Consider the following 12731-nt stretch of genomic DNA (forward strand, 5'->3'; position numbering starts at 1 on the left):
TTTCTATAATAAGTATGATGAATAGTACATTTTCAGAAATATTTCATTCCCCCAATGTTCTTGATAGGGAAAAACTTAGCTTTGCACCTGCTACAGTGAAAGATCTGGAAATGTGGGCAGGTAATCTGTCTTTCATGCAGCTTGGTGACACCTCTAAGTCGCTGTTTCATGCCGTACTCGAAATCTCTCGCTTAAAATGTAGTGAAACACTCAGATTTGACCTGATTCATAGTTTGCATCCTACCATCGATAAAGTACTGGCCAGCTTAGAAAAACATTTTTTTAATCAGGGTCCTATCAGTACTGACCGTAATGAGCATATTATTGAACTGGCTATGCTACTACGCTGTCACTTTGCAGGAGTTTATATTAATATTGCGCGTTCTGCGCACGAGCAGCTCGCTCATCAAAAATTTTCTCTTTTTGCTTTTAATCAGAAAAAAAACTTATCTATAGCTCGAACATTGGCAATTTATTATGCCCTGCAACAACTTGTCAGCCTACTGTATCAACAGCAAATACTTTATAGTCACTATTTTACCGGTCAATGGCTCATTGCTCATCAGCTGTATGATATTGCTTTAAAAAATGATTTTCATATGAACAGTATTAACCAGATACAGGGCACTCAAAATATTTTAGCCAATATTAATCAGACCTATGCCCAGCTGATCTTACTGGACATTTTTAATGCCCATCAAATTCGGCCCTCTGAAATTCAGTCACTTTATGAATGCAGTTTTGACTGGGCCAAGCTGATCCAAATTTTACCTAGAGCAACGACTCTCACCAAATATGTTGTAGATTGCAATAAAGACTACCCACCAATTCACCAGAAAAAACAGAATCCGGATTTTGAACCCAGTTTTTTTATTACTACTCAGGAATTGCTGGAACACATCAATGCGACTTTTGGAAGAACGCCAGAATTTTTATCAAAACATGAACAGAAAAATTTAAGTTTGGCACTCAAATTCCATGTACAAACCATTTTAGGCAGCACGACAGAACGCCGTCATGACCGCTATCAATATTCTGCACAGCTAGATATCTGTTTTAGTTTATTGTCCGCACATTTCTATCTTTCAAAAGCCAAGACTTTTAATGAAACATTAATGCTGGAAAATAATTATGGCTTTCAAAGTGAATCAAAATTATTATTAAACTGGGATAAAGATACGCCTGATACTCTTCCCCAAGTCAATTCTAGCCGGCTATTGGATCGGGAAGCCAAACAACTTTATCAGACCAGCGTGCTTGATGTCAGCTTAAATGGTTACCGAATTAAATGGAAAGGTGAAACCCCAAAAAATTTACGCACAGGCGAATTTATACTGGTTAAGGAAGAAACCCAAGAGAAATGGCGAGGTGGAGTCATTCGCTGGATTAAGCAGTCTACTAATAAAAGCCTGGAACTTGGACTGGAAATTTTGGCACAAGAGATGTATCCGTGCGCAGTTCGAATGCAGATTGATCTTCATACAATTAATTATCATCCTGCTTTACTTATTCAAAAAGCCGTCTTTCAGCAGCAGGTCACCCTTATTTTACCAGGTTCACAAACCTTTAAAGAACACCAAACTATTTACTTGCGCTTGGGCCAGGAAGAAATCAAAATTTGTCTTACCAAGGCATTGTTGATTACCCAAAGCTTTATCCAGTTCAATTTTGAGTTGATTAACGAGCAGCAACAGGGGTTACTCGATCAGTTTATGGATAAACAGGCGCAAGAATTAAATAAACAAGATTTATGGGAAGCATTGAAGTGAGAAACCCGCTACTCTCCAAAAAATTCAAACGTACTGAAACGCGTCTACTCATTATTGATGATAATCAGATCCGTTATAACCAGATTATAGAGATTTTTGCTCAGCAAGATCACCTGGTACAGGCAGTGCTGTTGGATGACTTAAAAAGTTTTGAAAAGCAGCTTCATCTGGATTGGGATCTGATTATTTTCGGCCGGGCCTATGATCTTAAAGTTGAACAGGCTCTTTCAATCGTACAGGCATCAACCCAGCCAAGTTTGCCGGTGCTCCTTATAAAACCTGATCAATATGAACCGGCACAATATAATCACTATATATATAAAGGTATCTATGATGTCATCAACTTGGATTTTCCAGAACGTTTTTATATAGGGCTGGTACGGGCACTTTCATATTACCGACTGGTACAGGCTCAACAGCGTTTAAGTATTGAACTTGAGATGGCCCAGAATCAGGCGCAGACCCTGGTTCAGGAAAGTCATAAAGCTGTTGCTATTATTCAGGAAGGAATTCATATTCAGGCAAATAATGAATACCTGAATTTATTCGGCTTGGAAAAAGAAGATGAAGTTATTGGATTACCTCTTTTAGATATATTACAGCCTGAAGATCTGAATGATTTTAAACAGCGTTTTAAAAAAATCAGTCAGGGGCAGTTTGATCAGGGGCATTTCGAAATACGCACTCTAAACAGTCAGGTTGCCTGTTCATCCGCACTTGAACTTGAATTTGTATCTGCTGCTGAGGAAGACGCTCTACAAATTAGAATTAATTGTGACTCAAGTAATTCTAATACCTTGCTCTCTAATAATAGCTCACCCCAGATATCAGAGAAAAACTCAAATTCAGTTAACCCTTTTCAGCTGGTCAACCGTTATTTAATTAGCCAGCCTGCAAAATTTAATGCTCTGGTGGTATTTAGTCTGGCCACCTGCTCTGATCAGATTTTCAAGAGTGACTGGAATACTTTAAAAACTTACTTTTTGAATATTGAAGACTTTATTAGAGAGCAAACTCATACGCTGGTCTTTAAAGTTCATACCATATTATATGGTGCCCTGTTTCAAGCAGAATCTGAAGAAATATTAGAATCTCAGTTAATGAGTCTGCGCGCCCTCGAAAAAGCCCAGCTTCTGACAGTTAATGATGTGAATTTCTCTTTGCAACTACAAATTGGTTATACACTCATTCCAGATGAAATTCGGGACAATGATCATTTCGAAGAGCTTCTGGAGTATGCATTTAACCATCACCTGCCTGAGCTGGAACATGAGCCTGAACTAGAATTAACTGCTCCGCTTGAAGTTGAGCCGGCTCCGGTACCTGAAGTTCCAGAAACCGCTCTGAGCGCAGCCACCTCTACCCCTTCACTGGTACAAGTATTGGCCCAGAAACTCCAGCAGGCAGATATTCATTTAAGATATCAACAGCTTTATGATAAGCAGGATATCAATCTTTATACTTATGAAGTTACCAGCGGTATTATTTATGAAAATCGCTGGCAAGAATTTTCTGGTTTAGCTGACCTACAAGGAAACAATGAGCTTTCAATCAAACTTGATCGCTGGGTACTGGTAGAAGCCTGTAAACAATTACATAATTTTATTCGCCAGTATCCTGACGCCAGACTGATTGTTAACTTGAATCAGCATATTTTATTTAATGACTCACAGCTTCCTGAATTGGTGGCTAAACTTATTACCATTATTGGTAGTAAACAGTCCCATCCACTTATTTTGCAATTTGCTGAGGAAGAAATTCTTTACAATTTACCGGCAGCACAAAAGCAGATTGCGCTATTACGTCAATATGGTGCAGAGATCTCAATCCGGAATTTTGGAAATTCTATTTATAGTGAATCATTACTAAATCAGATAGAGCTACAGTATGTCACCTTAGATCAACAGTTAACACAATTGATTTCTAATGATAAAGAACTAGGCAACCTGCAAGAAAAAATTATCAATTTCCTGGCAATTAAGCCTGTTGAAATTATTTTGCGTGAACTTGATGACATGAACCTGTTTGCCAATGCATGGAATATTGAAGCACGTTATTTGGAAGGTAATTATTTCCAGAAAAAACTAGAATTCTTAACTGATGTACAGGATCAGTAATTCAGGCTGCTGTTTTGAAGCGTAAAAAAAACGGGCTTACTGCCCGTTTTTTTTTCTAGTATTAACGTTTGATAGAACGTGACATACCAGCGAAACGTTGTTTGAACTTGTCAATACGACCGCCAGTGTCAACATTCTTCTGCTTACCAGTATAGAATGGGTGACAAGCTGAGCAAACGTCCAGATAAAGAGTTTCTTTACCTAAAGCAGAACGAGTTTCGATTACGTTACCACAAGAACAGGTAGCAACAAGTTTTTCATATTTTGGGTGAATATCGGCGCGCATCGTCGATTACTCCTAAGTAAAGAAAGGTTTTGCTATCATCGCAATTGACCACTCTCAAATCATTTGAGGAAGGCCGGGCTTAATAAAAACCACAGCAGATCAACACCACAACAGACCATTCTCTTGGCCCACCGAGACGGTTTCCGTCAGGGCTAAGCACAACAAGTGGCCAGTATTATAAATTAAAAATTAATTTATAGCGAATTATTCTGCCGCCTCTTCACCTATATATTCCTCAGTGTCCTGTTTAGACCAATAATTAGCAATTACGCCGCAGACCATAAGTTGAATCTGATGAAAGATCATAATCGGTAGAACAATCATGCCAAGTGGCTGCCCTGCAAACAGAATCTGTGCCATAGGTACACCACTAGCCAAGGTCTTCTTTGAACCGCAAAAAAATACTGCAATCTGGTCTGGTCTGTTGAATCCCAGCCATTTAGGAATATACCAAGCCAACAACATAATCACTGTCAGAAACACTGAACATATTAAAGTCAGGTTAAATAGAGTCAGCCAGCTTACCTGTTGCCAGAGACCTGTTACAACAGCACCACTAAATGCGCCATAGACCACCATTAAAATAGTGCCCTGATCAAAAGTTTTTACAATGCTTGGCGCTTTTTGCATAAGGGGAAAAACATAAGGCCTTAATAACTGTCCCGCAATAAATGGAACAAGGAGTAATAAAGTAATTTCTATAATGGATGAAGTCGGATCATAATCATGTTTGGATTGTCCAAAAATAAAAAGACTGACAAGAACCGGAGTAATAAACATACCCACTAGATTTGAAAATGAAGCACTACATACTGCCGCCGCAACATTGCCTTTGGCAACTGAAGTAAAAGCAATTGAAGATTGAACTGTAGATGGCAAAAAGCACATAAACAGAAAACCCAAGTATAGTTGCTCACCAAGCATCGGAAGTAGCACAGGTTTGGCTAATAGGCCAATGATAGGAAATACAGCAAACGTAAAAGCAAAAACCACTACATGCAACTTCCAGTGCAATATACCTTCAACAATTGCCTGGCGTGATAATTTTGCTCCATGCAGAAAAAATAAAATGGCAATTGCTATATTGGTAATAACCCCGAAGACTTTAGCTGGCTCACCACTTACTGGTAAAAAAGTTGCCAGTACAACCATTACAATCAGCAATATAGTAAAGCGGTCCAATGCCAGTAATTTTAATATATTCATAATCAACATCCTGTTTTTTTATAGGCTGAAAATTAATAATAGAAAAGCCCAGTCAGACGATTTTACCTTTAGGTAAAGTTTCATCTTACTGAGCGTAATTATTTAAGCTAGTGTTTAGCTAAAATGTTCGGTATTTTCTTTGAACACTTAGTCTTTTACTTAATTGTTCCTGGCATTGTCATCCTGTTGAATTAGCTCAATCTTATAACCATTTGGGTCTTCAACAAAGGCAATTACGGTAACTCCGCCTTTCATCGGTCCAGCTTCACGAACCACATTACCACCACGTGCTTTAATTTCCTCACATGCCTTGTAGGCATCTTCTACTGCAATGGCGATATGACCGTAAGCATTGCCCAATTCATAACTTTCTGTATCCCAATTGTGGGTTAACTCAAGTACTGTATGGTTTGCTTCATCACCATATCCTACAAATGCCAGAGTAAAGCGGCCCTCTTCATAATCACGTTTACGAAGTAAAGTCATACCGAGCACTTCAGTATAGAACTTGAGAGACTGTTCTAAATTGCCTACTCGTAACATGGTATGCAGCATGCGCATGATTAATCACCTTTATGTTCAGATTCTAGAGATTGATGTTCTCGCAGTAATTTTGCTACCCATACGACTAATACCAAAATCGGAATACCGATTAGTGTAGTCATAAGGAAAAACTTCGGATAACCGATATTGGAAACAATAGTACCTGAATACCCTCCTAAAATCTTAGGAGTTAATGTCATAAGTGAACTAAAAATAGCATATTGAACAGCGGTAAAAGAAACGCTGGTCAAGCTAGATAAAAAGGCAATAAATGCCGCACCTGCCAGACCGGACGCCAGATTATCAACAATAATGGCAAAATATAACCAGAGCGAGCTATAAGGTTTAATGACTTTACCACTTACAACTGTTGTGTCTTTTTGGGGGTCAACAACAGAAAGTGGCTGAATATCGATATCAAGCTGTTTGGCTGTTTTTAAATTATTCACTTTATAAGAGTGTGTGGTTTGTAATTTTACCTGCTTGTTTTCTATCAACTCCGCAACAACTGTTTTACTTGGAGAATTGACTAGCAGATGAGCATCTATTGCTGCGCTAAATATACCGTTGTCATCAAGTTTGGCATCGAAATTATGACCATCCAGATGTAAAACTATTTTTTGCTCTGGATTAAAAGCAGGGCCAGCATACTGTCCTCTTACCACCAGGCTATTTTTCTGCTCCTGCTGATCTAGCTGGTTATCACTGGTAATGGGTAGCAACAGCAGTTGAGAACGGTTATGATCCTGAGTTAAATAAGGTATATAGGCATTAACCTGCTCAGGACTATCTGTATACTGAGTTTTTACTGAAATCTGGCTTTGCTGTGCAAGCTGGTTGTTGGGTATTGCTACACTCCAAGTTCCTACTTCATCCGTAGTAGTCTGATAAGTTTGATGACCCACTGAAATTTCAATATCACCTAATGGCTGACCAGATTTAACCAAGCCAATAAAGATTAAGTTGGTAGAACTGGCCAATACTGCTCCTACAAACATTAATTTCATAATGTTAATGCGCTGCGCCAGCAAACCGCCCAAGAAACCACCGATTAGGCTAAAAATTACGCCATACACTTTAACCGCTTCGGCAATCTGTTCTTTACTAAAATTGAGATCCTGATAAAACACATTAGATATAACACCAGCAATAATATCGGAAATTCGGTAAAAACCAATTAACAGCAATAATACCAGAGCTAGTTTTAATCCATAGCGTTTAAAAAAATCTAATATTGGATTTACCCAGGTTTCAAAAGCCATCTGCCGGTTTACAGCGCCCAGTTTTACCAGCGTAGCACCCACCAGTATTGATACTGCGCCTGAGCCTAAAAAGCGCAAAGCTTCAAACAGGAACAAAAGAAAACTATCTTCAATACCCATATTATGAACAAGTGCTTCAACGGCAGTACCTGAGTAAATATAGGCAGTAACGAAGCTGATGACCGCAACAAAAAATACTGCCACCAGCCGGTAGTAATCACTACGTTTATATTCTTTATAGATACGGTTTACTTGTGGCTCGCGAATAATAAGTGTAGTCAATACACCAACTAACATGACGGCTGCCATAACCAGATAAGTAGTCTGCCATGCAGTATAGATGTAATTACCTTTAGCAGTTCCTAAATATGCTGCCAGGAATAAAGCACCTGCACCGGCGACAATCATACCAATCCGGTAACCGGCATTATAAGTAGATGCAAGGACGGTCTGCATTTCTGTTTCAGCAAGCTCGATTCGGTAGGCATCAATTACAATATCTTGTGTTGCTGCCGAGAAACCTAGTAATACGGCACCTGCTGCCATCTGGATCAGATGACTCTGCCCGAGCGCCGGATCAGAAAAAGCCATAATACAAATTGCAGTAATGATCAAACACTGTGCAATGAGCAACCAGGCTCGGCGACGCCCTAGAGTTCTGGTCAGATATGGGACAGGCAGCTCATCAATTAAAGGTGCCCATACAAACTTAAAAGAATAGCCCAATGCTGCCCAGCTAAAAAAAGTCACTGCACTTTTATCTATCCCTGCCTCGCCCAGCCACAGTGACAGGCTTGAAAAAATCAATAAAATAGGGATACCGGCAGAAAAACCCAAAAACAGCATAATAAGGGCTCGGCGGTCAAGAAAGGCTAAGAAAGCAGCTTTCCATCCTGAACTTTGTGTGGACATTGAATAATTATTTTCCAGTGAATCTTAAATTTTGCTATTCAAACGTTTAATTGATCAGGTTTCAATGCTTTTTATGAAATCCGCTGTCTTTTATAATGAAAGCTGATTCGCCTGCTTGATATTTTCCCTTAAACCTGTATACCTTTAAAACTCTAGCGAATATTAAGTTTTGGATTTTACAGTGACCCAAAGACTCGATCAAATGACATCTTCTTTATCTACCACTACTACAATTAATCTTGAGAAACAACTTGATCATGCCTATCCATCAGCATTGGACCGGACTGAAATTCAAAATACTTTAAACTTAACTGCGCTCAAGCCAGAACAGCTTACTCATATTCCTGATCTGGAGAAAATTCCTTCCTCAACAAAACGGATCAAGCCTCTTAATAATTTTTTAGGTCAAGACCGGGCCAAAGCCTCTGTCGAGGCCGGAATTACGCTACCTTATTCAGGCTATAATATCTTTGCTGTAGGTACAGCAGGTCTAGGTAAACGTACTATGATCCGGCGCCTGTTACAGCAGCATGCCAAAGCCATGCCTACGCCAGACGACTGGGTGTATGTCAATAATTTTGAAAATGCCCGCCAGCCCATACTACTACGTTTTCCGGCCGGACATGGACCCAAGTTTCAAAAAGCCCTGCATCAAACCTGGCAGGTTGCACTCAAACAGTTAGAACGGCGCTTTAGTGCCGAGACCTATCACAACCAGATCGAGTTAATTCGTCAGCAAACCGGCAATGAACAACAGCAGGCACTGGTAGAATTAACCAAAGAGGGCGAAGGCCTTGACCTTAAACTGGTCTCCCATCAAGAACAGCATTGCTTTGTTCCTGTACAGATTAAAGATGGCAAACTTGAAGAACTGAGCCAGACCGAAATTAATGCACTGAGCAGCAAAGAACGTGCTGAAATCGCATCCAATATGCGTTATATGGATAAAAAACTGGAGCGATTGGGCTTACATTTGGGTGATCTTGAAGATGAAGCCAGAGATCAGGTATCAGACCTGAACCGCGAAATTGCTAAACAGGTGGTAATGCCGCGAATTGAGAGTATTCTCAATAAATACGCTGAAGTTGCCGGCTTAGAGAAATACCTGAAGCAATATGCAGAAAACATTATTGAAAATGTCGAGATGATTCTGGATCAGGAAGAAGACGAATTCTCGCCTGCTTTATTCAGTCGTGTCCCTTCCCGCTATCAGGTCAATACTATAGTCAGTAATAAGCCAAACAGCGGCGCCCCTGTTATTTTTGAAGATTTCCCAACCCACTACAATCTTTTAGGCCATGTTGAGCAGCTAACTCAAAATGGTACGATCAGTACAGATTTTAGTCTGATCCGCCCTGGTGCACTGCATAAAGCCAACGGCGGATTCTTAATTTTAGAAGCAGAACAGCTTTTAGAACAGCCTTATGCATGGCAGGGTTTAAAACGTGCCTTAAAGTCTGGGCAGCTTAAATTATCATCGCTTGAACATATGCTAACTTTGACTGGCAGTATTTCAATCGAACCTGCACCCGTACCTTTAAACTTAAAGGTGGTTCTACTAGCTGAACCTGAAATTTATTATGAGATTCTGGAGGTTGAACCAGAACTCGACAGTATTTTTAAAATCCGTGCAGATTTTACTGATACATTACAACGTAATGACACTAACGAACAGGCTTACATGCAGCTCATTGCAGATTATGTACAGGCAGACAAGTTATTACCCTTTGACCGCTCTGCACTTGCTGCGCTCCTGACAGACTCAAGCCGCCAAGCAGAAGATCAAAGTTCTCTGTCTTTACATGCACTGACTTTAGGTGACCTAATACGTGAAGCTCATCATCATGCCCATCAGGCGGGTGACAAGGTGGTTTCTGCCAAATACATCAATATGGCACTTGATCACCGTAAATATCGCTTAGGTTATTTAAGGGAGCTTTATTGGCAGGACCTGTCCCGCGGTACTCAGCTGATTGAAACGTCTGGGCACCGTCTGGGCCAGATTAATGCCTTATCTGTAATTCATTATGCAGATGTAGAGTTTGGTCTGCCTTCCCGCCTGACTGCATCGGTATACCAAGGCGGTGGAGATATTCTTGATATCGAACGCAGTGTTGAACTTGGTGGTTCTTTGCATGCTAAAGGCGTACTACTGATGTCCAGCTTTTTGAAAGCACATTTTGGCCGCGAGCAAATGCTTCATTTCTCGGCAGCATTGGCTTTTGAACAGAGTTATGGACAAGTAGATGGAGATAGCGCCACTGTTGCAGAGTTATCGGCCCTGCTCTCTGCTATTAGTCAGATTCCGATTGACCAGTCTTGGGCAATTACAGGCTCTATGAACCAGCTTGGACAGGTACAACCGGTGGGTGGCGTCAATGCCAAGATCGAAGGCTTCTTTGATGCATGTAAACTGCAAGGTCTAACTGGAAAGCAGGGCGTCATTATTCCACGCCAAAACATGCAGCACCTGATGCTACGCCAAGATGTGATTGATGCTGTCAATGCCGGCCATTTTCATGTCCATGCTATTAGCACGATTGATCAGGCGCTAGAGATTTTAATGGCCCAACCTGTAGGTATATTAGATAAAAAAGGCCGTTATAGTAAAGGTTCCATCTATGCGGCAGTTATGGAGCAGCTTGAATACTGGCAAGCACTTGAAGATGGTGAAGAAATGAGTGAGGATCCTAAGAAGAAGAAAAAAAAGAAGAAAAAAAAGAAGAAAAATGAAATAAAGATTGCCATTGAAGGGAATACAGTCGATCAAATACCAGCAGGTAATATATCTGCTGAACTTTCTGGTCAGCCCTGACCTCTTAATAAAAAAGCGCCTTTAACAAGGCGCTTTTTTATGGTTGGGCAGTTACTCAAGCTTCTGGAGCTGGGCTATACTGCTCGACCAATGGCTTGAGCTCACCATTTTGAAACATTTCCAGCATAATGTCACTTCCGCCTACCAGCTCACCATTTACCCAGAGTTGTGGGAAAGTTGGCCAGTTAGCAATTTTAGGCAGTGTTGCACGAATATCCTGATTTTCCAGAATATTTACATACGCAAATGGACGGCCAATTTGACTGAGTGCTTCTACAGCACGCGCTGAGAAACCACACTGCGGAAATTGTGGAGTGCCTTTCATATAAAGAAGTACAGCATGTTTAGCGATTTGATCGCGAATTAACGCTTCAGTATCACGTGCTTGTTCAGTCATAGATCAATCCTCAACTATTCTATCGGCCATTATACCTAAAACTGAGGAAAACTGGGTCCGTGTCAAAGATATTTCTATGTTAATTTGATTTTTGGCCTTTTATTCTGAGGCTGTTTTTGCTTATATAAACTTTTTAATCCACCTAACATCAAGAGTTAGCCATGAATAATATTACCCTCGCCCCTGTACAAGCTGATCAACCATCGCATCTGATGCCAGTCTTTGGCCGTCAATCGATCAGTTTTGTCCGAGGTCGAGGAGCGTATCTTTATACCGAAGATGGCACCGAGTATCTGGATGCACTTACCGGTATTGCCGTATGCGGTTTAGGCCACGCTCACCCAGTACTGGCCGAAGCAATTGCCGAACAGGCGATGACTCTCATTCATACCAGCAATCTGTTTGAAGTGCCTTGGCAAACAGCTGCTGCGCAGAAACTGGCTCAGGTCTCTGGTATGGAAGAGATTTTCTTTTCAAACAGTGGTGCTGAATCCAATGAAGGTGCTATCAAAATTGCACGTAAATACGGTTATCAGCAAGGTATAGCTACCCCTAAAATTATTGTAGCGGACAAGTCTTTTCATGGACGGACTTTGGCAACTTTATCTGCCACAGGTAATAAAAAGGTCCAGGAAGGCTTTGCTCCACTGGTAGAAGGCTTTATCCGTGTACCATTTGGCGACCTCGAAGCCATTGAAGAGGCTGCACTTCAGCATCCGGATATTGTCGCTATCCTGATTGAGCCTATTCAGGGTGAAGGTGGCGTGAATACTGCAGCACAAGGCTTCAGCTATCTGGAAGATGTACGTCGAATTTGCAACCAGCACAACTGGCTGATGATGCTGGATGAAGTACAAACCGGAAATGGACGTACTGGCAAATATTTTGCTTACCAGCATACCAATATTATTCCAGATGTACTGACAACTGCTAAAGGCCTAGGCAACGGTTTTCCAATTGGTGCGGTAATGACTCAAGGCCGTGGTGTAGGCGTACTTGCTGCTGGAAATCATGGATCAACCTATAGTGGTTCAGCACTGGGTTCACGTGTGGTTTATACCGTACTTGAACTTTTGGAAAAGGAAAATGCACTGGAGAACGCAGCTCAAATCGGTCAATATATTGTGGACCAGATTCGTGAACAGCTGAAAGAATATCAGGTTAAAGTCCGCGGTTTCGGAATGATGATTGGTATTGAATTACCGAAAGACTGTGGCGAACTGGTAAATATTGCACGCGACGAGTACAAACTGATTATTAATGTAACTGCTGGTTCTGTGGTCCGTTTATTGCCGCCACTTAACATGACACAAGAGCAAGCCGATGATCTGATTCAGCGTCTAATCCCGGCAATCAAGAATTTTCTTGAGGCTTAACAGATAAGAAAGTAATATAAAAAAGCCGCTCAGTGCGGCTTTTTTATA

General features: G+C 40.8%; 9 protein-coding genes. 4 read left to right on the forward strand and 5 right to left on the reverse strand.

Annotation, left to right across the window (positions count from 1 at the left end):
• Positions 1–14: 14 nt before the first annotated feature.
• Together B3X18_RS10805 and B3X18_RS10810 are read left to right on the forward strand one after the other, a co-directional pair.
• Complete coding sequence (locus tag B3X18_RS10805) at positions 15–1769, forward strand: hypothetical protein (protein ID WP_005025352.1); 1755 nt, start codon at positions 15–17, stop codon at positions 1767–1769.
• Positions 1751–3886, forward strand: a complete 2136-nt coding sequence (locus B3X18_RS10810; RefSeq protein ID WP_005025350.1) for an EAL domain-containing protein — start codon at positions 1751–1753, stop codon at positions 3884–3886. The genes B3X18_RS10805 and B3X18_RS10810 overlap by 19 nt, the downstream gene beginning before the upstream one ends.
• Before the next feature lie 61 nt (positions 3887–3947).
• Here B3X18_RS10810 and rpmE read toward each other — a convergent pair whose 3' ends face one another.
• The 4 genes from rpmE to B3X18_RS10830 all read right to left on the reverse strand — a co-directional run bounded on the left by rpmE (position 3948) and on the right by B3X18_RS10830 (position 8095).
• Positions 3948–4172, reverse strand: a complete 225-nt coding sequence (rpmE, locus tag B3X18_RS10815) for a 50S ribosomal protein L31 (protein WP_005015004.1) — start codon at positions 4170–4172, stop codon at positions 3948–3950.
• A gap of 204 nt (positions 4173–4376) precedes the next feature.
• The gene (locus tag B3X18_RS10820) at positions 4377–5378 is read right to left on the reverse strand and encodes a bile acid:sodium symporter family protein (RefSeq protein ID WP_005025348.1); all 1002 of its coding nucleotides are present in this window, start codon (positions 5376–5378) and stop codon (positions 4377–4379) included.
• 159 nt (positions 5379–5537) lie between these two features.
• Positions 5538–5939 (reverse strand): lactoylglutathione lyase, encoded by a 402-nt coding sequence (gloA, locus tag B3X18_RS10825; RefSeq protein WP_005025346.1) that lies wholly within the window; start codon positions 5937–5939, stop codon positions 5538–5540.
• 2 nt (positions 5940–5941) lie between these two features.
• On the reverse strand, positions 5942–8095 hold the full coding sequence (locus B3X18_RS10830; protein ID WP_010700345.1) for an AmpG family muropeptide MFS transporter: 2154 nt from the start codon (positions 8093–8095) through the stop codon (positions 5942–5944).
• A 181-nt stretch (positions 8096–8276) separates the two neighbouring features.
• Here B3X18_RS10830 and B3X18_RS10835 point away from each other — a divergent pair, with 181 nt between their 5' ends.
• Positions 8277–10910 carry a Lon protease family protein gene (locus B3X18_RS10835; protein ID WP_005025342.1) on the forward strand — a complete coding sequence of 878 codons (2634 nt, stop codon included), beginning with the start codon at positions 8277–8279 and terminating at the stop codon, positions 10908–10910.
• A 55-nt stretch (positions 10911–10965) separates the two neighbouring features.
• On the opposite strand, the gene grxD is transcribed toward B3X18_RS10835, so the two are convergent.
• Positions 10966–11307, reverse strand: a complete 342-nt coding sequence (gene grxD, locus B3X18_RS10840) for a Grx4 family monothiol glutaredoxin (RefSeq protein WP_005015011.1) — start codon at positions 11305–11307, stop codon at positions 10966–10968.
• A gap of 161 nt (positions 11308–11468) precedes the next feature.
• Between grxD and B3X18_RS10845 the strand changes: the two genes are divergently transcribed.
• Positions 11469–12683, forward strand: coding sequence for an aspartate aminotransferase family protein (locus B3X18_RS10845; protein ID WP_005025340.1), 1215 nt, complete (start codon positions 11469–11471; stop codon positions 12681–12683).
• Positions 12684–12731 lie beyond the last annotated feature (48 nt).

Origin of the sequence: Acinetobacter sp. UBA6571, assembly GCF_002434085.1 — a bacterium.
GTDB lineage: Bacteria > Pseudomonadota > Gammaproteobacteria > Pseudomonadales > Moraxellaceae > Acinetobacter > Acinetobacter radioresistens.

Coding starts and splice junctions, on each gene's coding strand:
- B3X18_RS10805 (WP_005025352.1), top strand. CDS start 15: ATGATGAATAGTACATTTTCAGAAATATTTCATTCCCCCAATGTTCTT.
- B3X18_RS10810 (WP_005025350.1), top strand. CDS start 1,751: ATGGGAAGCATTGAAGTGAGAAACCCGCTACTCTCCAAAAAATTCAAA.
- rpmE (WP_005015004.1), bottom strand. CDS start 4,172: ATGCGCGCCGATATTCACCCAAAATATGAAAAACTTGTTGCTACCTGT.
- B3X18_RS10820 (WP_005025348.1), bottom strand. CDS start 5,378: ATGAATATATTAAAATTACTGGCATTGGACCGCTTTACTATATTGCTG.
- gloA (WP_005025346.1), bottom strand. CDS start 5,939: ATGCGCATGCTGCATACCATGTTACGAGTAGGCAATTTAGAACAGTCT.
- B3X18_RS10830 (WP_010700345.1), bottom strand. CDS start 8,095: ATGTCCACACAAAGTTCAGGATGGAAAGCTGCTTTCTTAGCCTTTCTT.
- grxD (WP_005015011.1), bottom strand. CDS start 11,307: ATGACTGAACAAGCACGTGATACTGAAGCGTTAATTCGCGATCAAATC.
- B3X18_RS10845 (WP_005025340.1), top strand. CDS start 11,469: ATGAATAATATTACCCTCGCCCCTGTACAAGCTGATCAACCATCGCAT.